Origin of the sequence: Streptomyces sp. NPDC048462, assembly GCF_043200175.1 — a bacterium.
GTDB lineage: Bacteria > Actinomycetota > Actinomycetes > Streptomycetales > Streptomycetaceae > Streptomyces.
The window spans coordinates 149,047-173,965 of record NZ_JBICXG010000014.1; the positions used below are offsets into that span (position 1 = coordinate 149,047).

Genomic DNA, 24,919 nt, shown 5'->3' on the forward strand with positions numbered 1-24,919 from the left:
CGGGCGGACCGGGCGGAAAGAAAATCCGGGATTCCGCGTCACGGACCGCGCCCGCCGGGGTCGAACGGTGTGAGAGCAGTTCACAGACCCTGCAGAGAGGACCTCCTCATGACCACGCAGACGGCACCAGTATCCAAGAACGCCTCCGTTCCCCAGGCGGTGAAGGCCCCCCAGGGCACGACCGCGCTCTCGGGCGGCGCCACCGGTGCCGACGAGCCGGCCGCGACGCGCGGCCGCACCTCCATCGCCGATGTGGTCGTCGTGAAGATCGCCGGCATGGCGGCGCGGGAGATCCCCGGGGTCTTCGACATGGGCGGCGGGCTGTCACGCACGCTCGGCGCGGTCCGCGACCGGGTGCCCGGCGGGCGCCCCAACGTCGGGCGCGGCGTCAAGGTCGAGGTGGGCGAGCGGCAGACCGCGATCGATGTCGACCTGGTCGTCGACTACGGGGTGGCCATCACCGACGTGGCCCGTGACGTGCGGGAGAACGTCATCGCGGCCGTGGAGCGGATCACCGGCCTGGAGGTCATCGAGGTCAACGTCACCGTCAACGACGTGCACCTCCCCGACGACGGCGAGAGCGTCCCGGCCGACTCCCGGGTGGAGTGATCCCGCGGCCCCGGAGGCAGCCGGGCAGTACGGGAGCCGGGAATCGCGGGAGTTGGACATCAGCGGGCCATCGCGTGAGGGGTGAAGCAGGATGAGCAGTGCGGCCGTCGGAATGATCGCGGGTATGGCACTGGCGTTCGCCGGCTGGTTCGGTGGCTTCGGGGCGTTCCTGCTCGTGGCCGCCCTCGGCGCGGTCGGCTGGCTGGTGGGCAGCCGGCTCGACGGCGAGGGCCTGCCGGACGAGCTGCGGGCGCTGTTCGAGCGGAGCCGCCGATGACGACGCCGGGGCAACTGGGCACGACGACCGTCTCGGACCGGGCGGTGCGCAGGATCGTCGAGCGCGCCGCCGAGGAGGCCACGCCCGGCCGCACCGGTCCGGCCGCACGCGGTTCGGTGGCGGTGCACGGGCCCCGGGCGGACGTGCGGCTCACCGTCGGCCTGGCCTATCCGGCGCCGCTGGCCGACACCGTGCGCCGGGTGCAGGGGCACGTCACCGAGCGCACCCGGTACCTCGCGGGCCTCGACGTACGCCGGGCCGCCGTCACGGTGGACACCCTGACGGTCCGCGCCGCCCCGCTCCCGGCCGTGAACGCGGATGTGGACGAGCCCGCGCAGCGCCCCTCGCGGCGGTCGTCGGGCCGGCTCCGCGCCTCGCGGCGCGGGCCCGTGGCCGGGCTCCTGCTGGCCGCCGCCCTCGGCTGCGGCGCCCTGGCCGTCGACGTGGTCCGGGTACACACCGGCCGGCCGCCCGCCGCCTGGCGCACGGCCGCGGTGGACTGGCTGTCGGGGCACGGCCCGGGGGACCTGCCCGTGGTCCTGGGCGGCGCCGCCGCGGCCCTCGCCGGGCTGTGGCTGCTCGCCCTGGCCGCCCTGCCGGGACGGCGCGGCCTGCTGACCCTCGCGACCCCGGACACGTACCCGGCCACAGCCATCGACCGCCCGGCGCTGGCCGCGCTGCTCCACGGTGCGGCGAGCGGTGTCGCCGGGGTCGGCGCGGTGCGGGTACGGGTCCGGCGCCGGAGCGTCACGGTCCGGGTCGCGCTCGCCTTCGGCGCGGTGGACGCGGTGCGGGACGAGGTCACCGCCGCCACCCGCCGGGTGCTGGCCGACTGCGTGCTGCGGCGCCCGTTGCGCCCCCGCGTGCGGATCAGGCCCGAGCCGACGTGGCGCCCGCCCGAGCCGGACCTCCCGAAGCCGCGCGCGGCCGGGACGCCCGGGAGTTCGGACATCCCTGAGGCGGCGCGGCTCGTGCGGCCGGGCGGTGACGCATGAGCGCCCGGCCGCGCCCCGCCGCGAACCGGGCCGTCCTGGCCGTGGCCGGGCTCGCCCTCCTGCTGGGCGGTGTCTGGCTGGCCGGTACCTGGCCGGAGCTCGGCTCGCGGCTGCCCGGCTGGTGGCCGACGGCCCGCCCCGACAGCGTCCTGCTGGACCGGGAGGGCCTGGCCGGGCTGCGTACGCGCGGCTGGTGGACGCCCGCCGCCGTGGCCGGTTCGGCGGGGCTGACGCTGCTGCTCCTGTGGCGGTTCACCAGCCGCTTCCGAGGCGGCGGCAGCACGTCGCTGGGCCTGCCCTCGGCAGGCGGTGCGATGCGTGCGGGCGCGCTGGCCGAAGCGCTGGCCCAGCGGACGGCCTCCCTCGCCGGGGTCTCCCGCTGCCGCGTGGACATCACGGCCCGGCGGACCGGGCTCCACGTCCGCACGCACCTCTGGCTCGATCCGGACATGCCCCCGGCGGCCGTGCTCGGTCCGCTGGCCGCCCTGCGCGACGAGGCGGAGGAGTCGGCGGCGCCGTACCGGATCGTCGGCAGCGTCCGGATCAGGAGCCGGACCCGGCGGACGTCCCACGTCCGCTGAACGCGCCGGACCGGGGCGGCCGCCTGCGGTCAACTCCGCTGCGTGGCCGTCCCGGTGAGGTGGACGCGCTCGCCGCCGCGCAGCTGGAAGGCGGCGCCCTCGCACGCGTAGGTGACGGTGCCGGGCAGCAGGACCGGCGCCCTGAAGTCCGCCCGTACCGTGTGGATCAGGTCGGGCCGAGGAGCTTCCGCGAGGCAGCGGGCCACGGTCCACATGCCGTGCGCGATGGCGCGCGGGAAGCCGAACAGCCGTGCCGTCAGCGGGTACAGGTGGATGGGGTTGCGGTCGCCCGACGCGGCGCCGTAGCGCCGGCCGAGGTCGGCGGGCAGCCGCCACTCCGCGACGGCGGGGAGGTCCGGTTCCGGTGCGGGGCGCACCGGTTCGGCGGCGGTACGCGTCGCGTGCCGGGACAGGTAGCCGCTGCGGGACTCCCACACCAGCTCGCCCGCGAGCCGGGCCTCGGTGACCACGGTGACCTCGGTGCCGCGCCGGTGCGGGGCCAACCTGTCGGCATACACCGTCAGTTCGAGTGCGTCCGAGGCGTGCAGCTCCCGGTGTGCGGTGATCTCGATCCAGGTGTGGACGAGTCCGGTGACCGGCAGCGGGAAGCGGCGCCTGGTCATCAGCCGCATGGCGAGCGGGAAGGCCAGGACGTGCGGGTAGGTGACCGGCAGGGCGTCCGGGGCCGCGAAGCCGCAGATCCTGCGGTACGCGGCCAGCGGACCGGCCGCGAGGGGCGCGGCCGGGCTGCTCGCGCGGTCGGCGGGCAGTACGGCGTCCGGCCGGCCCGGCCGTTTGAACGGGGACGTGGCGGCTCCGCGCGCCAGGAGGAGGATCAGGCTCGGCACCGGTTCACGCCCCCAGCAGGCTCTGGCCGCAGACCCGGACGACCTGCCCGTTGACGGCGCTGGAGGCGGGCTGGGCGAACCAGGCGGTCGTCTCGGCCACGTCGACCGGAAGCCCGCCCTGCGAGAGGGAGTTCATCCGGCGGCCCGCCTCGCGGATGAACAGTGGGACGGCGGCGGTCATCTTCGTCTCGATGAACCCGGGGGCCACCGCGTTGACCGTGACGCCGTGGTCGGCGGCGGCGCGCGGGCCGAGCGAGCGGACCAGGCCGATGATGCCGGCCTTGCTCGCCGCGTAGTTGGTCTGGCCGTTGTTGCCGGCGATGCCCGCGATGGAGGCGGTGGCGATGATCCGGCCGCCCCGGTTGACGGTGCCGGTCTTCAGCAGCGCGTCCGTGGTGCGCAGGACGCTGTCGAGGTTGACGTCGATGACCGGGGCCCAGCGGTCGGCGGCCATGTTCGCGAGCCGCCGGTCGCGGGTGATGCCGGCGTTGTGGACGAGGATGTCGAGGCCGTCCGGGACGGCGGCGGTGATCCGGGCCGCCGCGTCGGGCGCGGTGATGTCCAGCGGCAGGGCGCTCGCGCCGAGCCGGTCGGCGGTGCGCACCAGGTCCTCCCGGGCCTGCGGGACGTCCAGGCAGATGACGTGGGCGCCGTCCCGGGCGAGCACCGATGCGACCGAGGCGCCGATGCCGCGCGCCGCGCCGGTGACCAGCGCGATGCGTCCGGCGAGCGGGGCGGCCCAGTCGCTGACGGGGTCGGGGGCGGCCGAGGTCACCTCGATGACCTGGCCGCTGACGTAGGCGGACCGGGGCGACAGCAGGAAGCGCAGGGTGGACTCGGCACCGGCGACCGCGCCGGGTGCGACGCGTACGAGCTGCGCGGTCGAGCCCCTGCCGATCTCCTTGCCCAGTGAGCGCACGAAGCCTTCCAGGGCCTGCTGGGCGGCGGCCTGGTGGTGGTCGTCCGGGGACGGGCGCACTCCGACGACGACGACGCGGCCGCCCGGTGCGAGGGAGCGCACGACGGGGTGCAGCGCGGCGTGCACGTCCCCGAGCCCGGCGGCGGTGTCGACGGCCGTGGCGTCCAGGACGATCGCGGCGGGCCGTTCGGCGCTCGCCCGCACCTGGAGGCCGGTCGTGGTGAGGACCGCGCCGAGTTCCTCGGCCACGGTGGAGTCCCCGGCGGTGAGGTGGAGGACGGGGCCGGTCAGCGACGGGGTCTCCAGCGTCCAGCGGCGCAGGGGCGCGGGCTGCGGCAGCCCGGTCCGCCGGGTCAGGAACCGGCCGGTCGCTGTGCCGGAGAAGTACAGATAGCGGTCGGCCATTGTCCAGACTCCCTGCTCGGTCTTAGATTTACTCCAGAGTAAGGTTACTCAAGAGTCAGGAGTTGGTCGAGATGAGTTGGTCGAGTTGATCCCCCTCGCACTCCCGCAGCCCCGCAGGGTCGCGGTCATCGGTGGCAGCCGTATCCCCTTCGCCCGCTCGGACGGGCCGTACGCGCAGGCCTCCAACCAGCAGATGCTCACCGCCGCGCTGGACGGTCTGGTCGAGCGGTTCGGGCTCCAGGGGCAGCGGGTCGGGGAGTTCGCCGCCGGCGCGGTCCTCAAGCACAGCCGGGACTTCAACCTGGCCCGGGAGACCGTGCTCGGCTCACGGCTGGACCCGCGCACGCCCGCGTACGACGTCCAGCAGGCCTGCGGCACCGGCCTCCAGGCCGTCATCGCCGCCGCCAACAAGATCATGCTCGGCGCGGTCGACTCCGCGGTCGCGGGCGGCGCGGACACCACGAGCGACGCGCCCCTCGGCGTCAACGACGAACTGCGCCGGCTGCTGCTGTCCGCCCGGCGCGCGAAGTCGGCGGGCGGCCGGGCGAAGGCCCTGGCGGGGGTGCGCCCCCGCCACCTCGTCCCGGACATCCCGCGCAACGCCGAACCCCGCACCGGTCTTTCGATGGGCGACCACGCGGCGCTCACCGCCCGGCGGTGGGACATCGCCCGCGCGGACCAGGACCTGCTCGCCGCCACCAGCCACCAGCGCCTCGCGGCCGCGTACGAGCGCGGGTTCCTGGACGACCTCGTCGTCCCGTACCTCGGCCTGGACCGGGACCAGAACCTGCGCCCCGGCTCCACGGTGGAGAAACTCGCCACCCTGAAGCCGGTGTTCGGCGCGGACCACCCGGACGCGACGATGACCGCGGGCAACTCCACCCCGCTGACGGACGGCGCCGCGACCGTGCTGCTGGCGAGCGAGGAGTGGGCCGAGCGGCACGGGCACGAACCGCTGGCCTACCTCTCGCTGTACGAGAGCGCCGCGGTCGACTACGTGGGCGGCGAGGACGGTCTGCTGATGGCGCCCGCCCACGCCGTACCGAGACTGCTGGAGCGGGCCGGTCTTACGGTCGGGGACTTCGACCTCTTCGAGGTCCACGAGGCCTTCGCCTCCCAGGTGCTCGCCACGCTGGCCGCCTGGGAGAAGGCGGGCCTGGCCCCCGTCGACCGGGCGAAGCTCAACGTGGCGGGCTCCTCGCTCGCCACGGGACACCCGTTCGCCGCGACGGGCGCGAGGATCGTCGCCACCCTCGCCAAGCTCCTCGCGGAACGCGGCGCCCCTGGCAGGGGGCTGATCTCGATCTGCGCGGCCGGCGGCCAGGGCGTCACCGCGATCCTCGAACGCGCCTGATCAGTGACCCGGCCGGACCATGAACCGGCCGGACCGCACGTGGCTTGACCCCGACCCCGATGCCCGAGGAGCCGCACGTGTCCACGCCACCCGCCACCACCAACGCGCCCGTCCTGGTCGAGCCGACCAAGGTCAGGGCCGCCGACGGAAGCGTCCAGCAGGTCTCCGTACCGGCGTTCGCCCCGCCCGTCCGTCGCGGCTCACTCGCCGAGATCCCCTTCGACAACGCCCGCGAGGCCCCGGCCGACGCCGTCCTCAGCCGCAAGCAGCCGGACGGCAGCTGGCTGGACGTGACGGCGGCGGAGTTCGCGGGCGAGGTGCTCGCCGTAGCCAAGGGCCTGATCGCCGAAGGGCTGCGGGGCGGCGACCGCATCGCGATCATGGCCCGCACGACGTACGAGTGGACGCTGCTGGACTTCGCGTCGTGGGCCGCCGGACTGGTCACCGTCCCCATCTACCCGACCTCGTCCGCCTTCCAGGCCCGCTGGATACTCCAGGACTCCGGCGCCGTCGCCTGCGCGGTCGAGACGGCCGAACAGGGCCGCGTCATCAGCCAGGAACGCAAGCAGCTCGGCGGCCTCACCCACCTCTGGCAGTTCGACACGGGCGTACTGGGGCGGCTGAAGTCGGCCGGCCGGAACATCCCCGACGACGCCGTCGCGGCCCGCCGCGCCACGCTGGAACCCCAGACCCCCGCCACCCTCATCTACACCTCGGGCACCACCGGCCGTCCCAAGGGCTGCGTGCTGACCCACGGCAACTTCTTCGCCGAGGTCGACAACGCCATCGAACTGCTGCACCCGGTCTTCAAGTCGGTCAGCAAGTACCCCGCGTCCACCCTGCTGTTCCTGCCCCTGTCGCATGTCTTCGGCCGGATGGTCGCGATCGGCTGTCTGCGCGCGAGGGTCCGTCTCGGCCACGCGCCGTCCATCAGGACCGAGGACCTGCTCGCGGACCTCGCGGGCTTCAGACCGTCGTTCCTGCTGGCCATCCCGTACGTGCTGGAGAAGGTGTACAACACCGGCCGGGCCACCGCCGAGAAGATGGGCCGCGCCTCGTCCTTCGACCGGGCCGCCCGGATCGCCCAGCGCTACGGCCAGGCCGTCGAGGCCGCCGAACACGGCACGGGCCCCGGCCCCGGGCTCGGCCTGCGGGCGGCCCGCGCGCTCTACGACCCGCTGGTCTACCGCCGCATCCGGGCCGCGCTCGGCGGCCAGGTCCGGTACGCGATCTGCGGCGGCTCCCCGCTGGGCAGCCGGCTCGCCGCCTTCTACGCGGGCGCCGGCATCGAGATCTTCGAGGGGTACGGCCTGACGGAGACCACCGCGGCCGCCACCGTCACCCCGCCCCTCAGGCCGCGCCTGGGCACGGTCGGCTGGCCGATGCCGGGCACCGCCGTCCGCATCGCGGGCGACGGTGAGGTGCTGCTCAGCGGCGGCCAGGTGTTCCAGGGCTACTGGGACGCCGAACGCGGCGAGGCGGTGCCCGCGCTGGACGGCGGCTGGTTCGCCACCGGGGACCTGGGCGCGCTCGACGAGGACGGCTACCTCACGATCACCGGTCGCAAGAAGGACATCATCATCACCTCGGGCGGCAAGAACGTCACCCCGGCCCCGCTGGAGGACTGGCTGCGCGCCCATCCGCTGGTCAGCCAGTGCATGGTGGTCGGCGACAACCGCTCGTTCATCACCGCCCTGATCACCCTGGAGCCGGACGGGCTGTCGCACTGGCGCCGGATGAAGAAGAAGGAGGGCGTCCCGGTGCGCGAGCTGATCCACGACGAGGAACTGCACACCGCGCTGCAACGCGCGGTCGACGAGGCCAACCGGCTCGTGTCCCGCGCCGAGTCGATCCGGAAGTTCACCGTGCTGCCGGTCGACTTCACCGAGGAGGGCGGCCATCTCACGCCCTCGCTGAAAGTGAAGCGGGACGCGATCGCGCGGGACTTCTCGGCGGAGATCGAGGAGCTGTACCGCAAGTGAGCCACCGTGCCCGCCCCCGTCCGTGATCCGGCCCGGGGGCGGGCCCGGTGGACCGCCCCCGGGCCAGGGGGGCGATGCGAACCAGGGGCGCCTTGGGGGGCGACCTTCGGCACCCGGCCGGCTACTTTCGTCCCCCCGGCCTGGCCCATCGGCCGATGCCCGCCCCGGGGCGCCCCGTCTAGCTTCGGAGGCATGGCCACCGAACGCGCACGTCACCACCGCCTCCGGTCGGCGATCGCCCTCTTCCTGCTGGCCCCGCTGATCGGGGAGTTCCTGCTGGGCAACCAGCCGATCACGGCGCTCCCCTCGGTGTTCCTGCTCGCGCCCCTGTACGGGGGCGGCGCGCTGCTGGTCCGGGAGGCGACCCGGCGCGCCGGGCGCGGCTGGCCCACCATGATCCTGCTCGGCGCGGCCTACGCACTGATCGAGGAGGGCCCGGTCGACCAGATGCTGTGGAACCCGCACTACGGCGGCTTCGACCTGGGGGCCGCGTACGCCGGGATGCGGGTACCCCTGCTGGACACCGGGGTCCAGCTGCTCCAGGACGTGCTGACGCTGCACACCGTGTGGAGCGTCTGCGTGCCCATCGCGCTCGTCGAGGCCTTCGCCCGGGACGGCGACCGCACCCGCCCCTGGCTCGGGCTCCCCGGCCTTTCGGCGACCGCCCTCGTGTTCACCGCGGGCTCGGGCTTCCTCGCCCTGGCCCAGGTGCAGTCCGAGGACTTCGTGGCCACGCCGGCGCAGTTCACCGCGGCGGGCGTACTGATCGCCGTACTGATCACCGCGGCCTTCCTCTGCCGCCCGCCGCAGGCGCGGCACACGACCGGCCGGCCGCCGCCCGCCCCCTGGGTGGTCGGTGCGCTCTCGTTCGCCGCCACCAGCGCGTACTGGGGCCGGGAGTACCTGCCGGACGGGGTGCCCGCGGCGGTGCCCGTCCTCGGCTGGGCGCTGCTCGTGGCGGCGGTGCTGGTGCCCTGCGTCCGCTGGGCGCGCGGCGAGCGGTGGACCGGGGCGCACCGGCTCGGGCTCGCCGGGGGCGCGCTGCTCACCTACGCCTGGGTGGGGTTCGAGCAGGCGCGGTACCTGGAGGTGTCCCGCGCCACCGGCCTGATCGGCAACGCGGTGTTCGCGACGGGCGCCCTGGTGCTGCTGGCTGCGGCGGTGTCGGCGGTGCGTCCGGCGCGGGCGCCGCACTGAGCCCGAAGCGCCCGCTGCCGGGTCCCGACGGGGGTTTCGTCGCGAGGTGAAGGTGCCCGTGGACAGGGGGGACGGCTACGACAAGCCCCGCTTCCGGGTCTGGAGCGTGACCGACGTGGACAGCGAGAACACGGCCGGCACCCCCTTCACCTACCTCGACCGAGCCCGCCCTTCCCCTTGTCTGATGCAGCATCAGGTACGACGATGGCCCCGCGTGCCGTCATATGACGATGCGTCAGATCTGGTCCAGGGGAAGGAGGCCGGACGGTGCCGATCACGCCCGCCGGGCCGCTGTCGTACGGGATGCAGCTCCCGATCCAGTCGCAGAGCGTCATCTACGCAGAGCCGTGGGAGGCCGGGGCCACCCCGGCCGACCTCGCCGAGATCGCCCGCACCGCCGACCGTACGGGGTTCGCGTACATCGCGAGCTGCGACCACGTCGCCATTCCGCGCCGGCTCGCGGACGGCATGAGCACCGTCTGGTACGACCCGGTGGCCACGCTCGGGTTCCTCGCCGGGGTCACCGAGCGCGTGCTGCTGATGAGCCATGTCGCCGTCGTCGGGCTTCGGCACCCGCTGGCCACCGCCAAGCAGTACGCGACCCTCGACCACCTCAGCGGCGGCCGGCTGGTCCTCGGGGTCGGGGCCGGGCACGTGCGCGAGGAGTTCGAGGCGCTCGGGGCGGACTTCGACGCGCGCGGCGCTGTGCTCGACGAGACCATCGACGCGCTGAAGGCCGCGCTCGGGCCCGAGGAGTACCCGGAGTTCGCGGGGGAGCGGTTCTCCTTCAGCGGGCTCGGCCAGCTGCCCAGGCCCGCCCAGGAGCGGGTGCCGGTCTGGGTGGGCGGCTCCTCGCCCGCCGCGGTGCGCAGGGCCGCCGTGCGCGGCGACGGCTGGCTGCCGCAGGGCGATCCGCGGGAGAAGCTGCCGCAGCAGATCGCCCGGCTGCACGAGCTGCGCGACGCGGCCGGGGTCGCCGAGCCGGTCGTCGTCGGGGCCATCACCGAGCCGCTGTACGTGGGCGAGCCGGACTGGTCCGTGGGGCGGCGCACCCTCAGCGGGAAGCCGGAGGCCCTCGCCGAGTCGCTGCGGGAGTACGCGGCGATGGGCGTGCACCAGATCCAGGTGCGGTTCCGCAGCCGCAGCCGGGCCGAACTGACCGATCAGATGGCGGCGTTCGCCGCCGATGTCGCACCTCACCTCGACAGGTAGGAGTCAGGTCATGGGGAAGCTGGACGGGCGGACCGTGCTGATCAGCGGTGCGGCACGCGGGCAGGGCGAGCAGGAGGCGCGGCTCTTCGTCGCCGAGGGTGCCCGGGTGGTGATCGCCGATGTGCTCGACGAGCAGGGCGCGGCACTCGCGAAGGAGCTGGGGGAGGAGTCCGCGCTCTTCGTCCACCTGGACGTGAGCCGGGAGGCGGACTGGCAGGCGGCGGTCGCCGCGGCGAAGGCCGCCTTCGGGCGGATCGACGGGCTGGTCAACAACGCGGGGATCCTGCGGTTCAACGAGCTGGTGACCACGCCGCTGGAGGAGTTCCAGCAGGTGGTGCAGGTCAACCAGGTGGGGGCCTTCCTGGGGATACGGACCGTGGCGCCGGAGATCGTGGCGGCGGGCGGCGGGACGATCGTCAACACCTCCTCGTACACCGGGCTCACCGGCATGGCGTTCGTCGGCGCGTACGCGGCGACCAAGCACGCCGTCCTCGGCCTGACCAAGGTGGCCGCGGTGGAGCTGGCGGCGAAGGGGGTCAGGGTCAACGCCGTCTGCCCCGGGGCGGTGGACACCGCTATGTCCAATCCGGCGGCGCTGGACCCGGACGCCGACCACGCGGCGTCGAAGGAGGCCGTGGACGGGCTCTACCGCAAGCTCGTCCCGCTCGGGCGGATCGGCAGGCCCGAGGAGGTCGCGGCGCTCGCCCTGTTCCTGACCTCGGACGACTCCTCGTACATCACCGGGCAGCCGTTCGTCATCGACGGCGGGTGGCTGGCCGGGGTCAGCCTCTTCTGACCGTGCCGCGCAGCCTGCCTGACGGAGTGTCAGGTATTGACGGGCCGGGGTGTCGGTGGAACAGTCGGACGCACCAGGATCTGACGGATCGTCAGAAATGATTGAGGACGGTGAACTCCCTTGGAATTCGGGCTCTTTGTGCAGGGGTACGTGCCAGCCGCGCGGTCCAGGGTGGATCCCGGGGCAGAGCACAAGGCGCTGATCGAGGAGACCGAGTACGTCATCCAGGCGGACAAGTCCGGCTTCAAGTACGCCTGGGCCTCCGAGCACCACTTCCTGGAGGAGTACTCGCACATCTCGGCCAATGACGTGTACCTCGGCTATCTCGCCCACGCCACGGACCGCATTCACCTCGGGTCCGGCATCTTCAACCCGCTGGCCCCGGTGAACCACCCGGTGAAGGTGGCCGAGAAGGTCGCCATGATGGACCACCTGTCGGAGGGGCGCTTCGAGTTCGGCTCCGGGCGCGGGGCGGGCAGCCACGAGATCCTCGGGTTCATGCCGGGCATCACCGACATGAACCACACCAAGGACCTCTGGGAGGAGACCATCTCGGAGTTCCCGAAGATGTGGCTCCAGGACGAGTACGTCGGTTTCCAGGGCAAGAGCTGGTCGCTGCCGCCGCGCAAGATCCTGCCCAAGCCGTACGGGAAGTCGCACCCGGCGATGTGGTACGCGGCCGGCTCGCCGTCCTCGTACGCCATGGCGGGCAGCAAGGGGCTCGGGGTGCTGGGCTTCAGCGTGCAGAAGGTCTCCGACATGGAGTGGGTCGTCGACTCCTACAAGACGGCCGTCAAGGACGCCGAGCCGATCGGTGACTTCGTCAACGACAACGTGATGGTCACCTCGACGGCGATCTGCGCCGAGACCCACGCCAAGGCCGTCGAGATCGCGGTGGGCGGCGGGCTGAACTACCTCCAGTCGCTGCTGTTCCGCTACCACGACACCTTCCCGCGTCCCGAGGGCATCCCGCAGTGGCCCGAGCTGCTGCCCGAGTACTCCGAGGAGATCATCGAACTCCTCATCGCCGAGGAGCTGATGATCTGCGGCGACCCGGACGAGGTGCTGGCACAGTGCCGGCGCTGGGAGCGGGCGGGCGCGGACCAGCTGAGCTTCGGGCTGCCGATCGGGATCAGCCCCGAGGACACGCTGAACTCGATCAAGCTGATCGGTGAGCACGTGATCCCGAAGATCGACACGGATCCGGTGCACCGGACGACACGGTTCCGCGACGCGGCGTGAGTCGCGGGGCGTCTACGGGGGTGCTGCCCCCGTACCCCCGCTCCTCAATCGCCGGGGGGCTCGATTTTTGCCCGGCGGGGCTTGGTTTGGCCCGGTGGGGCTGAGAGACGAGCGGCGTCTTCCCGGACCGCCGCTCCGCGAGCCGGGGTGCGTACCGCGGCCGTACGCACCCCGGCGCACCACCATCAGCATCAGCACCACGTGAACTCCCCGCACCATCACGGAGAAAGGGACCCCGTCATGCTCGACCACCTCATCCGCGGAGCGACCGTCGTGGACGGCACCGGCGGACCCTCCTACCTGGCGGACATCGGCATCCGCGACGGCCGGATCGCCGTCGTCGCGGAACCCGGCACGGCGCCCGGGCCCGCCGCGACCACCGAGGACGCCACCGGCCTCGTCCTGGCGCCCGGTTTCGTCGACCCGCACACCCACTACGACGCCCAGCTGTTCTGGGACCCGTACGCCACCCCGTCGATGAACCACGGCGTGACCACCGTCGCCGGGGGCAACTGCGGATTCACCCTCGCCCCGCTCCACCCGGACCGGCCCGAGGACGCCGACTACACCCGGCGGATGATGTCGCGGGTCGAGGGCATGGCGCTCAAGGCCCTGGAGGAGGGCGTGGACTGGACCTGGTCCAGCTTCCGCGAGTACCTCGACGCGCTCGACGGGCGGATCGCCGTCAACGCCGGTTTCATGGTCGGGCACTGCGCGCTGCGCCGCCACGTCATGGGCGCCGACGCGGTCGGCGGACAGCCGACGCCCGCCCAGATGGACGCCATGCTGGCCCTGTTCCACGACGCGATGGACGCCGGGGCCTGGGGCCTGTCCACCACCCAGTCCTCCACCCACGCCGACGGCGACGGGCAGCCCGTCGCCTCCCGGCACGCGCTGCCCGAGGAACTCCTCGCGCTGTCCCAGGCCGTCGGCGAGCACGAGGGCACCCAGATCGAGGCGATCGTCGCGGGCTGCCTCGACCAGTTCTCCGACGACGAGATCGACCTGTTCGTCGACATGACGGCGGCCGCCGGGCGCCCGCTCAACTGGAACGTCCTGACCATCGACGCCGCCGTGCCCGAACGCGTGCCGCGCCAGCTGATCCCCAGCGAACGCGCCCGCCGCGCGGGCGGCCGGATCGTCGCGCTCACGATGCCGATCCTGACGCCGATGAACATGTCGCTCGGCACGTTCTGCGCGCTCAACCTGATCCCCGGCTGGGGCGACATCCTGTCCCTGCCCGTCCCCGAGCGCATCGAGCGGCTGCGGGACGCCGGCACCCGTACCGAGATGCTGCGCCGCGCCAACAGCAAGGAGGCCGGCGTCTTCCGCCGCCTCGCGAACTTCGGCCGGTACGTCATCGGCGACACCTACAGCGCGGCGAACGAAGGTCTCGGCGGGCGCGTGGTCAACGACATCGCCGCCGAGCGCGGCCAGGACCCCTTCGAGTGTCTCGTCGAGATCTGCGCGGCCGACGAACTGCGCACGGTCCTGTGGCCGATGCCCACCGACAACGACCCCGACTCGTGGGCGCTGCGGCAGCGGACCTGGGAGCACGAGGACGTGATGCTCGGCGGCTCCGACGCGGGCGCCCACCTGGACCGGATGTGCGGAGCCCCGTACACCACCCGGTTCATCGGCGACTGCCTGCGCGGCCGCAGGCTCATGCCGCTCGAAGCGGCCGTGAAGATGCTCACCGACGACCCCGCGCGCCTCTTCGGCCTGCGCGAGAGGGGCAGGATCGCGGAGGGCTACCACGCCGACCTCGTACTCTTCGACCCCGAACGCATCGACGCGGGCCCGGCCACCCTCGTCCACGACCTGCCGGGCGACAGCCCCCGGCTCGACTCCAAGGCGCTCGGCATCGTGTCGGTCCGGGTCAACGGTGTGGAGACACTCCGCGACGACAAGGTGACCGGCGCGGTCCCCGGCACGGTGCTGCGCTCCGGACGCGACACCCGGACGGTGAGCACCCAGTGACCACGACTCCCCAGCGCCTCTTCATCGGCGGCGAGTGGACCGAGCCTGCGAACGGCCACTACGAGGTGATCAACCCGGCCACCGAGGACGTCGTCGGCCTCGCCCCCGAGGCGAGCAGCGCGCAGGTGTACGAGGCGGCGGCCTCGGCCCGCGAGGCCTTCGCGAGCTGGTCGCTGACCCGCCCCGAGGAGCGCGCCGCGATCCTCGACCGCGCCGCCGACCTGATGCAGCGCGACTTCGCCGCCAACGCCGCACTCGCCCAGGCGGAGAGCGGCGCCACCACCGGAACGGCCCGCGGCATGCAGGTCGCCGTGGGCGCGGCCCGCTTCCGGCGGTACGCGAAGGGCGCCCTGGAACCGGCCGAGGAGGCGGTCCCGCCGCAGATCAACGAGGCCGGTCCGATGGGCCGGGCCGGGATCTTCGGGGCGCTCGCGGTCCGCCAGCCGGTGGGCGTGGTCACCTGCATCACCTCGTACAACAACCCCTGGGCCAACCCGGCGGGCAAGATCGCCCCGGCGCTCGCGATGGGCAACACGGTCCTGGTGAAACCGGCCCCGCAGGACCCGCTCTCCGTCTACCGGATGGCCGAGGCCCTCGCGGAGGCGGGCGTGCCGCCGGGTGTCGTCAACGTCGTCAGCGGTTCGGGGGCGGAGGTGGGCGAGGCGGCCGTCGACTCGCCCGATGTGGACATGGTCAGCTTCACCGGCTCCACCTCGGTCGGGCAGCGCATCGCGGAGGTCTGCGGCCGTTCCATGAAGCGGCAGCTGATGGAGCTGGGCGGGAAGGGCGCCGCGGTGGTGCTCGACGACGCCGACCTCGATTCGGCGGTGGCGGGCATCGGCACCACGTTCTCGTTCTACAGCGGACAGATCTGTACGGCTCCGACCCGCGTCCTGGTCCAGCGGGCGGCGCACGACGCCCTGGTCGAGAAGCTCACGGCGTACGCCGGGTACCTGCCGGTCGGGGACCCGACGGCGAAGGGCACGGTCGTCGGCCCGGTCATCTCCGCCGCCCACCGCGACCGCGTCGAGTCGTACGTCGAACTGGGCCGCAAGGAAGGGGCCCGGATCGTCACGGGCGGCGAACGCCCCGCTCCCACCGGCCGGGGCTTCTACGTCGCGCCGACGCTGCTGGCCGACTGCAACCCCGGCATGCGGGTGGTGCGGGAGGAGATCTTCGGCCCGGTCGTGGTGGTGGTGCCCTTCGACGACGAGGAGGAGGGCATCGCGCTGGCCAACGACAGCGACTACGGGCTGATCGACTATGTCTGGTCCGGCGATGTGGCCCGCGCCTTCCGGGTCGCCCGCAGGCTGCGGGCCGGCGGGGTCGGCGTGAACACCATCGGCCGGAACATGGAGGCCCCGTTCGGCGGGTTCAAGCGCAGCGGGGTGGGCCGGGACGTCGGCTCGTACGCCCTGCACGCGTACAGCGAACTCCAGGCGATCGTCTGGCCGGGCTGAGGCGACAGGCCCTCCCGGCCGGGCCCGCGACCGCCCGCCTCACCCCTCGGGCTCCGGGGTGAGGCGGGCGTCCAGCCGTGCCAGCACCCGGCGGCCGGCCCGCCCCACGCCGACCGGGACCAGGGCCGCCCGGCCCGGGACGCGTACCCCGCCGGTGAAGGCGACCAGGGTGCGGCCGGGGTCGGTCGCGGACGGGGTGGCGGCGATGCCGATCAGGACGAAGCGGCTCTGCAGCCAGAGCCAGCCGGGCCGCCGCACCCCGTGGAAGCGGGCGTGCATCCCGAACCTGCTGCGGGCGACCGCCTCGACCCGGTCGCCCTCGGTCCGGGTGAGCCGCAGCCGCCTCATGTCCGGTACGAGGAAGCCGAGTTCGCCGCCGATGTCGGCGATGAGAGGTTCGACGGCGGTGCAGGGGGCGGGGATCTCGCGGGTGCTGACCCGGGCGCCGCGCACCCCGGCCGCGAGGGCGTGCAGCCGGCGGACCGGGTCCAGCGGGGCGGCGGCCGGCCACTGGGGGAGCGGGGTGTCGGTCATGACGTCCATGCCTTCCGGAAGGAGTCCCTGGCCCGGGACAGACGGGACTTGACGGTGCCCACCCGCAGACCGAGCAGGGCGGCGGCGGACTGTTCGTCGAGCCCTTCGACATCGCGCAGCACGAGCACGGCCCGGTGCTCGGGGGAGAGCCGGGCCAGCACGTCACCGATATCGGCGGCGAGCTGCGGATCGCCGCGCTGGGGAAGCGCGGCGAGGTCGGCGGGCACGGACCTGGCGGTGCGGCGGGCGACCCTGACCGCCTCCCGGCAGGCGATGGACCGCACCCAGCCGTACAGCGCGGCCGGCTCCTTGAGCGAGCGCAGCCCCCGGAAGACGGCGACCAGGGTCTCCTGGACGGCGTCGGGCCCGTCGGCGAGCGCGATCGGGGTGCAGATGCGGCCCGCGTACGGGGCGAGGACGTCCAGCAGCTCGTTCATGGCGATCGTGTCGCCGCGCTGGGCGGCCACCACGAGGGCCACCGCGTGTTCGCGGAGCTGGTCATCGGGCACGGATCGGCGCTTCCTCCCTGGCCGCGACCCGGAGCGCGGCTGCCGCGAGCACCAGGCAAAGGGGCGTGTACAGCGTCCAGTTGAGCAGATGGAAGGTGTGTCCTGCGCCGGGGTCCAGCCCGGTGCGCAGCCCGGCCGCCCAGCCGATCCCGGCCAGCCCGCGCAGCGCCGTACCGCCGGCGACGGCGAGCGTCCCGGCCTGGAGCAGCCGTCCGAGGCGGTGCGCGCGGCCGAGCCGGGCGCGGGCGGTGACGAGCGCCGCCCCGCCGAACAGGACGGCGGCCAGGGGCAGTACGACGGGCGGCGTGAACGGGGCGTCGATGCCGAGCACCGCGTACGAGAGGGCGGTGGAGTCCCCGGCGGGCCAGGTGCGGCCGGTGGACCAGAAGACGTGCAGCAGCGCGTCGGCGGTGAGCACCCCGGCGACGACAAGGGCGGTGGTGCGGCGGCCGGGCAGCAGGCGGTCGGGTGTCACGGGGCTCCTCCGGAGGGCTGTGGACGGGGCTGACGGGTTGGCGTCACCCCACAGAGGAGCCGGGCGGGCGATTCGTTCCCACGGACCCGGGACAGGACCCGGGAAAAGTATCTCGCCATCAAGTATCTTGACATCGAGAATATCTCGCGGCAGGCTTCCCCCGGACTACGCGGGCGTCGAGGGACTCGGGGGTGGGGCGGTGCGAGGCGCCATGAACGGCAAGGGCAGGGACAGTGATGAGCGCCGGGGCGAGGGTGAAGGCCCGGGCGACGGCGAGCGGACGCCGACGGCGAGCGGGGCCGGGCTGCTGGCGCAGCTGCGCAACCCGCCCGGCGGCCGGAACGCCCGGATCATGCTGCTCGCCCTGTCGGTCGACCGTACCGGATCGGGCCTGTGGGCCGCGTCCTCGGTCCTGTACCTCACCTTCGTCACGCATCTGAGCGCCCAGCAGATCGGGGTGCTGCTGGGAGCGGCCGGAGTGGCGGGCATCGCCGGTTCGCCCCTGGCCGGACGGCTGGCCGGCCGCTTCCCGCTGCGCCTGCTGCTGATCGGCTGTCATCTGTTGCGGCTGGTGACCCTGACCCTGGTGCTGCTGTGCACGGGCTTCGAGGCGCTGCTGCCGGTCGTCGCCGCGACCTACCTGGGGGACAGGGCGGCCAAGACGCTGGAGATGCTGTTCGCCACCCGCGCGGCGGGCGAACGGCGCACCGCGTACCAGGCGTTGTCCCGCAGTGCGGCCAACGCGGGCTACGGGGTCGGCGCCGGGATCGCGGCCATCGGCCTGGCCGTGGGCACCACGGACGCCTACCGCGCGCTGATCCTCGGCGACGCGCTCTCCTTCGTCGTGGCGGCGGTGCTGGTGTGGCGCACGGGGGAGCTGCGGGAGGCGACGGTCGAGGTGGCCCGGTCGACGGCGGGGCCCGGGGCGGCGTCGGAGCCTGCCGCCGGGCGCACCTCCGGGCGGCCGAAGAGCCCCTGGCGGGACCGCGGCTACCTCCGGTTCGTCCTGCTCGACATACCGATGAACCTCGACGACTCCGTACTCGGTGTCGGCCTGCCGCTGTGGCTGGTCAACCGCACCTCCGCGCCGCACGCGCTCGTACCGGCCTTCCTGGTCATCAACACCGTACTGGTCGTCGTGCTGCAACTGACCTTCTCCAAAAGGGCCGAGGGCCCGCGCCGGACGGTCCGCGCGCTGCTGCTGTACGGCGCCCTGATGTTCGTGTGCTGCGCGCTGCTGGCCGGCGCCACCCGCTGCGGGACCTGGACGGCCGCGGCGGTCCTGCTCGGCGCGGCGGTGCTGGTCACCCTGGCGGAGCTGATGCGGTCGGTGAGCTCCTGGGAGCTGGCCGTCCTGCTCGCGCCCCCGGAAGCGAGGGCCTCCTACCTCGGGGTGGCGGGCATGTCGCAGTCCATCCAGAAGTCCGCCGGGCCCCCGCTGCTGACCGGTGTGGTGATGGCTGCCGGTCCGGCGGGGTGGCTGGTGCTGGGCACGGTGATCGCGGGCCTCGCGGTCGCGCAACGGCGTTCCTGCGCACAGCGGTTCCGCGCCCTCGCGCACCCCGTCCCGGACCGCGCGCGGGCCGCCGCACCGGTCGGACCGGAGTAACGGGCGGCCGGGCGGGCGGTGTCCGGCGAGTGCAGCGGCGGTGCCCCGGGACCGACCCGGGCGTCCATTGGCGGGGCGGGCGCGACGCGGTATCAATGGCAGGGACCGATGGCTGGAGGCCCCATGCCCGCGCACGAGCAGGAACGCCGTACCACCCGCGCCCAGCGTCCACGCGCACAGGACCGCGAGTCGGACCGCCCGCCGGGCCGGGACGCAGCGCCGGGCGCCCCCGCCGAACTGGCAGTGCTCCAGCGGACCGTGGGCAACGCGGCCGTCGCGCGCATGCTCGCGGACCGGGAGCAGGACCGGGAGCAGGCGCAGGGCCGGGACCGGGAGCAGCCGGTGCAGCGCTCGGCGGTGCGCGAGGTGCTGGGCGCGGCGGGCCGCCCGCTCGAACAGCCGGTGCGCGAGGACATGGAGGCCAGGTTCGGCACGGACTTCTCCGATGTCCGGCTGCACACGGACGCCACCGCCCAGCGCTCCGCCGCCGAGATCGGCGCCCGCGCGTACACGTCCGGCAGCCACATCGTCCTGGGCGGCGCGACGACCGACGAACACACCCTGGCCCACGAACTGACCCATGTGGTCCAGCAGCGTCAGGGCCCGGTGGCGGGGACGGACGACGGCACCGGGCTGAAGGTCTCGGACCCCTCCGACCGCTTCGAGCGCGCGGCCGAGGCCAACGCGCACCGCGTCATGGCCGCACCGCACGCGCACGACGCCGCCGAGGCCGGGCTGCAGCGCAGCAAGGCGACGGCGGTACATGACCACGCCGTGCAGCGGGCCCCGGCCGCCGGAGGGGCCGCACCGGTGCTCGGCGCCCCGGTCCTGGGCGCCTACAACGAGGAAGGGGTCTGCGGCAACTTCTCCCGGGTACGGGAATGGCAGCTCGCCAACCCGCAGCAAGGGGTGATCATCCAGCAGGTGACCAGGCGCTTCGCCGTGGAGCGGCACACCGGCCAGGGCTGGGCCCCGATCGACGGCCCCGGGCTTGACGCCTATGTGTCGGCCGTCGGCGGGACGGCCAACGGGAGCGAGCTCCAGTACTGGGAGCTGTGGGTGGTCAACGCGGACGGCACGATCAGCGACGGGGGTGACGACACCTTCGGCATGACCTCGCTGATCCAGAACGCGGGACAGATCCACAACACCACCCGGGGAGCCTTCACGATCGGCGGCGAGGCGCACTTCTTCGCCACGAACCAGGCTCCGGCGGCCATGGGGTTCCAGCGCGGCGGGGCGGTATCGGCGGGCGGCCTGTACAGCCGCACCACCGATCCGCAGTCGGACCTGACCGCCCTCGGCCTGACCCCGGCGGCCGGGCCGGTCCGGTACACCGCCCAGTCCACCTGGGACAGCTCGGACCTGCGGACGCCAGCGGCGGCTGCCAAGCCGAGGAACACTGTGTACACCCCGAAGGCGGCGTGGTCCAAGGTGCAGGAGAGCACGACCTGACCCGGGGGACGGCCGGGCCTCAGCTCTCCAGGAACACCGGATTGGTGAGCGCCGCCAAGGCTCCGGGCAGCCCGGCCACCGTCACCGGATGCCGGACCTCGGCCCGCACGTAGGCGGCGTTGGCGGGCGTCGTACGCCACTCCACCGCCCCCGTACCGGACTTCGGGAGCGTCGAGGTGAAGAGGGTCCCCTGGTCGGTGACGAAGTGCGCCGTGCAGCCCGGGGCCCCGCCGACCTCCAGCCGTACGGTGACCGGGGTGGCGTCCCCCGTGGCCCGCAGCCGCTCACCGATTCCGGCGTGGCGCCCGCGCCCGTCCGAGACGCCGAAGGAGAGGCTGACGGCCGAGGACTCGGCGATGTAGGAGTGCCCGGCCCTGATGCCCGCCACGATCGCCTCGCGCGACAGGTCGTCGGCCAGGACGACGGTCTGCGGGAGCCCGATCCGGTCCGGCTCCCGGTGCGCGTCGCTGTTGCCCATCGCCGGAACCCACCGCTTCGACGAACGGGACGCCGCGACGAGCGAGTTGTCCCATTCGGCCAGCGCGATCTCGTCCTCCGGGGTGTACGCCCCGTTCCACACCTCCACCGCGTCGGCCTCACCGAGGCCGAACTTCCAGTGGCAGCCGATGCAGGTGGCGTGCGGATGCGCGGGCACCACCAGCCCGCCGGCCCGGCGCACGGCCTTCGCGTAGTGCCCGAAGCGGTTGTCCCGGGCCCGGTAGCGCCAGTCGACGAACGTGCCCGGATCGGTGGCGAGCGCGAGCACGTGCCCGTTGCGGGTGGTGATCTCCTCGCCCGTCAGGACGAGCAGGTCCTCACCCCACAGCCCGCCCCACGCACCGTGCGCGGAGTTGGTGTTGTGCTCGCTGCTGTTGATGAAGTCGAGCCCGGCGGCGCGGGCCCCGGCGGCGATCTCGGCCGGGGTCCGCCCGCCGTCCGAGTGCACGGAGTGCAGGTGGCAGTCCCCGCGGTACCAGGCGCGCCCGCGCCCCTTCGCGCGCTGCGGCGGATATCCGGGACGCGGGGTGGGCGCGGTGGGCCCGGGGCGCAGGGTGACCGTCACCTCGTACGGCAGACCCTGCGGGGCGACGGTGTACGGACCGAGGGCGATGTGCCAGGTCCCGGCCCGCACCGGCCCCGCGAGGTAGCCGGGCGTCGCCTCGTCGCCCCGGATGAAGAAGCTGCCGCGCGCCCCGCCGGACCACCCCCGGAACCCCGGCCCGCCCGGCTCCGTACCGCGCTCGTCGAAGATCCCGATGTCCAGGGCGTTGCCCTGCGTCCCGGCCGGGACGGGCGGCTTCTCGTACGTGTAGGAGACGGCGATCTCGGCGACCCCGCGCGGGACCTCGACCGGCAGGTACACGTAGTCGGGGGACCCGGGCGGCAGGACGCCGCGCACGGTGCTGGACCGGTTACCGCCCTCGTCGGCGGCGGCGAAGCTCACGGCCCCCAACGTTAGGGCGGTGGCGGCGGTTCCGACGAGAAGGCCACGCCTGGCGATCGGGCGGTGTGCGGGAGTCGGTGCGGCAGTCGGTTCGGGCATCGGGCGCTCCCCGGGATGTGGTGGACGAGACGAGGTCTGCGTACCGGTGCATCGTGCTGGAGAGCGGTGAATGCCGTGTGAACGCGGGTAGTTCGTTCCTACTTGGCCGTGTGCGTGGGGTAGACCTGCACGTCGGTGTAGGCGCCCTTGATGTCCGCCGCGCCCTCGGGCCACTTCAGGCTCAGGGTGTGGGTCTCGTTCGGCGGCGTCACCAGGATGTTGGTCGGGTGCGAGAGGCTGTTGCCACTGCTGTCGATGGTGTAGGAGAGGTTGAAGACGGCGGCGTCGCCGGGCTTCAGGGTGGTGATGCGCGGCTGGGCGTGGCCCCGCTCGATGGGGTTCGAGGTGTTGTCGGTGTCCTTGATGTCGACGCCGGCGAAGCCCGTTGCCGAGCAGGTGGCCGAACCCCGGTTGATCATGGTGATGTCGATGTTGCCGGTCTGCGCGTCGGGCGCGGTGTCCATGGCGTCGATGGCCAGGTCCTCCGTCTTGCAGAACGTGACCTTGCTGCCGGTCTCCCTCGCGCCGTTCGCGGCGTCGTCCGGGGCCCCGGTGCTGTCGCCGGACCCCGACTGCGCGCTGCCGGTCTCCGAGCCGCCGTCCGAGCCGCCGTCCTGCTTAGAGTCACCGCCGGAGGACGAGGAGGACGCGGAGGACGAGGAGCCCTGGGAGGAAGAGGCCGCTCCGGTGTCGTCACCGTTGCAGGCGGTGAGCGAGAGGGTGGCGGCGACTCCGATGGCGGCGATGGCTGCGATGCGGTTGTGCTTCACGGTGTTCCCCCAGAACGGGTGTGGTGCATGTGGTCAGAAATATTTGTATCCCGCACCGGGTTACAGGCGGTCTTCAGCGACGTTCGCGTTCTGTCACAGGCCCATTGACCTCGCGCTCCGCCGAAGCGTCGACGACTTGCCGACGGGAGGGGGAGCAGCCCCGGGCCGGCCGCTCGCCCTCCAGCGGGCGCTAAGGGCTGTCCTCTGGGGGAAACGGTCCGGCGAGATCCCGGGGGCTGCGGCGGCGGAAGCGGGACCAGCGCGGGTGATGTGTGTTGGCATGGTGACGGGGTGCGAGGACCAGGTGCCCACCGATACGCTCCACCACGAAGTCCCGCGCGTCGTCGCGGACCGCATCCGCTTCCCAGCCGGAGTGGTTGAGCAGGCGCTGGACGCCATCGGGACGCAACTGCCCGACGCGCTCGGAATCCGTCCAGCCGTTCTTCCGCTCCAGCGGCGCCGGCAACCCGTTCACGTACTCCACGAAGCGGCCGTCATCCTCGCGTCACTCCTGATGTGAGCGTGAAGGCTGACGAACCGACTCAGTCCTCGTCCTCCTCCATGCTCTCGTACCCGGAGCGGATCAACGCGGAGAAGCTGGGGTACTTCGTCGGATTGCCGTACTTCGGTGCGAACTCGTAGGCGGCCCACTCGCCGTCCGGCCCGACGTCGGTCGGATCGAGCAACCAGAAGTCCTCTCCCCGGCCGATCTCGACTGACCGGCGGAACAACTGAACGTCGTCCTCGTTGCCGGGTATCGAGTCGTAGATATCGGTCACGCGCCTGCCGGCCTCGCCGTCCCGCATCCACAAGACGCGGCCGCAGGAATAGACACCGTCCACGTAGTCATCGAGGTGCGTCCACCCGTCGCTCGCCAGGAAGAACCCCCGCAGGCTGGGCGGGAACCGCACTCCGAGCCGCTCCTCGGATGCCGCCAGAGCTTCCTCCCGGGCAGGGGCTTCGCCCAGCCACAGCTCAACCCGCCCCCCTTCGTCCAGAACCTCCAGCTGATCGTCATCCAGCAGATCGACCAACTCTTCCTCGTCGGCACGGACCTTCACGTACAGCTCGCCGTACCGCTGGAGAAAGACACGCCACTCTTCCGGCGTGGTCAGAACACCGGCAACTTCACTGTCTTCAGGTGCGGTTGTCTCACTCATGCCGATCATGGTGCCAGGTAGCCATGACAATGCCGATGGCTGCCGGCCGTACCTGGGGCGAGGGCCAGCTCGTAGTTGCTGCCTCTGATGCGGACGTGGCATTGACGCCACCGTCTAGAAGGCCCCTCCGCTGTCCACCCAGAAGACGTCCTCGCGCGGCCCCGACTCCCTGCGCCCAGGGCGGCGGCTCATCCGCAGCCGCTCGCGCCGCTCCTCGTCGAGCGCCGCCGGTTCCGGGCCGGGGAGGCCGGCGCAGTGGGCGCGGAAGGGGTCGCGGCGGGCGGGCCAGAAGCGGATGGCGAGCCAGACCAGCGGGACGGCGAGCATCAGCCCGGTGAGCACGATGAGGAACAGCCCGAAGAGGAGGTCCCCGGCCCCGTCCGGGGTGTCGTCCCCCAGGAACACCCGCTGCACGGGGAAGAAGAAGGACAGCGCGAGCGCGGTCGCGCAGGCCGCCGTCCCGAGGCCGTCGTTCCTTCGGCGCGACCAGCGCGGTACCCGCGCGTCCTGCTCCCGCAGGAAGCCGGCACGTGCGTCACGCAGCCCGGGATCGTCGCGCAGCCGTCGCAGCGTGACCGGCCCCTGCCGCCGTACGGCGTCCAGCAGGGCGCCGGCGACGGGGTGCCCGGGAGCGCCGGTGACACCGCAGTCCGTCACGCGCAGCCGCCCTTCGGCGTCTATCGTCAGGCGTCCTTCGAGCATCAGGACTGCGGCCGCGTGCCCGTCGGCGTCGTGTGCCTCACCCGCCGTGGCGACGGCGTGGTAGGGGTCGATGTCCAGGCGCCCGAGCGAGGAGGCGGCGGCCAGGTCGGACCGGTTCCGCACCAGCCACAGGACGGCCAGTACCCCGTAAACGCCTGCGGCGACCGCCAACGCGGCCCCGGAAAGCTGGAGTTGGGTCACGTTTTCCATGATGGCAGCGCCGCCCGACCCGAACCAGGGGGCATCCGGAGCCGCCCCGTCCGCGCCCGCGCCGCCCCCTTCCGCGCAGCCGGCTCGGTACGGTG

At 73.3% G+C, this 24,919-nt stretch carries 23 protein-coding genes and 1 pseudogene; 14 read left to right on the forward strand and 10 right to left on the reverse strand.

The genetic code is table 11. The features are described 5' to 3' along the window. Positions 1–108 precede the first annotated feature (108 nt). From ACGFU6_RS23615 to ACGFU6_RS23630, 4 genes are all read left to right on the forward strand, one after another. Entirely contained in the window at positions 109–609 is a 501-nt protein-coding gene (locus ACGFU6_RS23615; RefSeq protein WP_393613580.1) for an Asp23/Gls24 family envelope stress response protein, read from the forward strand. A gap of 91 nt (positions 610–700) precedes the next feature. Beyond that, positions 701–886 (forward strand): hypothetical protein, encoded by a 186-nt coding sequence (locus tag ACGFU6_RS23620; RefSeq protein WP_393613581.1) that lies wholly within the window; start codon positions 701–703, stop codon positions 884–886. Continuing rightward, complete coding sequence (locus tag ACGFU6_RS23625) at positions 883–1,881, forward strand: DUF6286 domain-containing protein (protein ID WP_393613583.1); 999 nt, start codon at positions 883–885, stop codon at positions 1,879–1,881. The genes ACGFU6_RS23620 and ACGFU6_RS23625 overlap by 4 nt, the downstream gene beginning before the upstream one ends. After that, on the forward strand, positions 1,878–2,462 hold the full coding sequence (locus tag ACGFU6_RS23630) for a hypothetical protein (RefSeq protein WP_393613584.1): 585 nt from the start codon (positions 1,878–1,880) through the stop codon (positions 2,460–2,462). Before ACGFU6_RS23625 ends, ACGFU6_RS23630 begins: the two co-directional genes overlap by 4 nt. A 29-nt stretch (positions 2,463–2,491) precedes the next feature. Here the strand turns inward: ACGFU6_RS23630 and ACGFU6_RS23635 are convergent, their stop codons facing one another. Continuing rightward, the gene (locus ACGFU6_RS23635; RefSeq protein ID WP_393613586.1) at positions 2,492–3,310 is read right to left on the reverse strand and encodes a MaoC family dehydratase; all 819 of its coding nucleotides are present in this window, start codon (positions 3,308–3,310) and stop codon (positions 2,492–2,494) included. Positions 3,311–3,314: 4 nt separating this feature from the next. Further along, on the reverse strand, positions 3,315–4,634 hold the full coding sequence (locus ACGFU6_RS23640) for a 3-oxoacyl-ACP reductase (RefSeq protein ID WP_393613588.1): 1,320 nt from the start codon (positions 4,632–4,634) through the stop codon (positions 3,315–3,317). 76 nt (positions 4,635–4,710) lie between these two features. On the opposite strand from ACGFU6_RS23640, the gene ACGFU6_RS23645 reads away from it, so the two are divergent. The 8 genes from ACGFU6_RS23645 (at position 4,711) to ACGFU6_RS23680 (ending at position 15,857) form a co-directional block, all read left to right on the forward strand. Beyond that, on the forward strand, positions 4,711–5,988 hold the full coding sequence (locus ACGFU6_RS23645; protein ID WP_393613590.1) for an acetyl-CoA C-acetyltransferase: 1,278 nt from the start codon (positions 4,711–4,713) through the stop codon (positions 5,986–5,988). 59 nt (positions 5,989–6,047) lie between these two features. After that, positions 6,048–7,970 carry an AMP-dependent synthetase/ligase gene (locus tag ACGFU6_RS23650; RefSeq protein ID WP_393613664.1) on the forward strand — a complete coding sequence of 641 codons (1,923 nt, stop codon included), beginning with the start codon at positions 6,048–6,050 and terminating at the stop codon, positions 7,968–7,970. 192 nt (positions 7,971–8,162) lie between these two features. Then, complete coding sequence (locus ACGFU6_RS23655) at positions 8,163–9,167, forward strand: hypothetical protein (protein WP_393613591.1); 1,005 nt, start codon at positions 8,163–8,165, stop codon at positions 9,165–9,167. A 267-nt stretch (positions 9,168–9,434) separates the two neighbouring features. Then, on the forward strand, positions 9,435–10,379 hold the full coding sequence (locus ACGFU6_RS23660; RefSeq protein ID WP_393613592.1) for an LLM class F420-dependent oxidoreductase: 945 nt from the start codon (positions 9,435–9,437) through the stop codon (positions 10,377–10,379). Between the two features lie 10 nt (positions 10,380–10,389). After that, positions 10,390–11,175, forward strand: a complete 786-nt coding sequence (locus ACGFU6_RS23665; RefSeq protein ID WP_393613594.1) for an SDR family NAD(P)-dependent oxidoreductase — start codon at positions 10,390–10,392, stop codon at positions 11,173–11,175. Between the two features lie 120 nt (positions 11,176–11,295). After that, positions 11,296–12,417 carry an LLM class flavin-dependent oxidoreductase gene (locus ACGFU6_RS23670; RefSeq protein WP_393613596.1) on the forward strand — a complete coding sequence of 374 codons (1,122 nt, stop codon included), beginning with the start codon at positions 11,296–11,298 and terminating at the stop codon, positions 12,415–12,417. Between the two features lie 240 nt (positions 12,418–12,657). After that, complete coding sequence (locus tag ACGFU6_RS23675) at positions 12,658–14,397, forward strand: amidohydrolase family protein (protein WP_393613597.1); 1,740 nt, start codon at positions 12,658–12,660, stop codon at positions 14,395–14,397. Then, the gene (locus tag ACGFU6_RS23680; protein WP_393613599.1) at positions 14,394–15,857 is read left to right on the forward strand and encodes an aldehyde dehydrogenase family protein; all 1,464 of its coding nucleotides are present in this window, start codon (positions 14,394–14,396) and stop codon (positions 15,855–15,857) included. Before ACGFU6_RS23675 ends, ACGFU6_RS23680 begins: the two co-directional genes overlap by 4 nt. A 39-nt stretch (positions 15,858–15,896) precedes the next feature. Here ACGFU6_RS23680 and ACGFU6_RS23685 read toward each other — a convergent pair whose 3' ends face one another. From ACGFU6_RS23685 to ACGFU6_RS23695, 3 genes are all read right to left on the reverse strand, one after another. Then, entirely contained in the window at positions 15,897–16,391 is a 495-nt protein-coding gene (locus tag ACGFU6_RS23685; protein ID WP_393613600.1) for a hypothetical protein, read from the reverse strand. Further along, on the reverse strand, positions 16,388–16,828 hold the full coding sequence (locus tag ACGFU6_RS23690) for an RNA polymerase sigma factor (protein WP_393613666.1): 441 nt from the start codon (positions 16,826–16,828) through the stop codon (positions 16,388–16,390). Before ACGFU6_RS23690 ends, ACGFU6_RS23685 begins: the two co-directional genes overlap by 4 nt. Positions 16,829–16,889: 61 nt before the next feature. Next, the gene (locus ACGFU6_RS23695; protein ID WP_393613602.1) at positions 16,890–17,375 is read right to left on the reverse strand and encodes a DUF3995 domain-containing protein; all 486 of its coding nucleotides are present in this window, start codon (positions 17,373–17,375) and stop codon (positions 16,890–16,892) included. A gap of 199 nt (positions 17,376–17,574) precedes the next feature. Between ACGFU6_RS23695 and ACGFU6_RS23700 the strand changes: the two genes are divergently transcribed. Further along, on the forward strand, positions 17,575–18,984 hold the full coding sequence (locus ACGFU6_RS23700; protein ID WP_393613604.1) for an MFS transporter: 1,410 nt from the start codon (positions 17,575–17,577) through the stop codon (positions 18,982–18,984). Positions 18,985–19,107: 123 nt separating this feature from the next. Then, positions 19,108–20,439 (forward strand): DUF4157 domain-containing protein, encoded by a 1,332-nt coding sequence (locus tag ACGFU6_RS23705; protein ID WP_393613605.1) that lies wholly within the window; start codon positions 19,108–19,110, stop codon positions 20,437–20,439. 19 nt (positions 20,440–20,458) lie between these two features. Here ACGFU6_RS23705 and ACGFU6_RS23710 read toward each other — a convergent pair whose 3' ends face one another. From ACGFU6_RS23710 to ACGFU6_RS23730, 5 genes and pseudogenes are all read right to left on the reverse strand, one after another. Further along, the gene (locus ACGFU6_RS23710; RefSeq protein WP_393613607.1) at positions 20,459–21,982 is read right to left on the reverse strand and encodes a CehA/McbA family metallohydrolase; all 1,524 of its coding nucleotides are present in this window, start codon (positions 21,980–21,982) and stop codon (positions 20,459–20,461) included. A 98-nt stretch (positions 21,983–22,080) separates the two neighbouring features. Next, positions 22,081–22,752, reverse strand: a complete 672-nt coding sequence (locus ACGFU6_RS23715) for a DUF4232 domain-containing protein (protein WP_393613609.1) — start codon at positions 22,750–22,752, stop codon at positions 22,081–22,083. A 310-nt stretch (positions 22,753–23,062) separates the two neighbouring features. Further along, positions 23,063–23,242 (reverse strand): annotated as a pseudogene (locus tag ACGFU6_RS23720) (IS701 family transposase); the annotation flags it as partial. Positions 23,243–23,294: 52 nt separating this feature from the next. After that, positions 23,295–23,921, reverse strand: coding sequence for an SMI1/KNR4 family protein (locus tag ACGFU6_RS23725; RefSeq protein WP_393613611.1), 627 nt, complete (start codon positions 23,919–23,921; stop codon positions 23,295–23,297). Between the two features lie 105 nt (positions 23,922–24,026). Beyond that, positions 24,027–24,815, reverse strand: coding sequence for a hypothetical protein (locus ACGFU6_RS23730; RefSeq protein ID WP_393613613.1), 789 nt, complete (start codon positions 24,813–24,815; stop codon positions 24,027–24,029). Positions 24,816–24,919 lie beyond the last annotated feature (104 nt).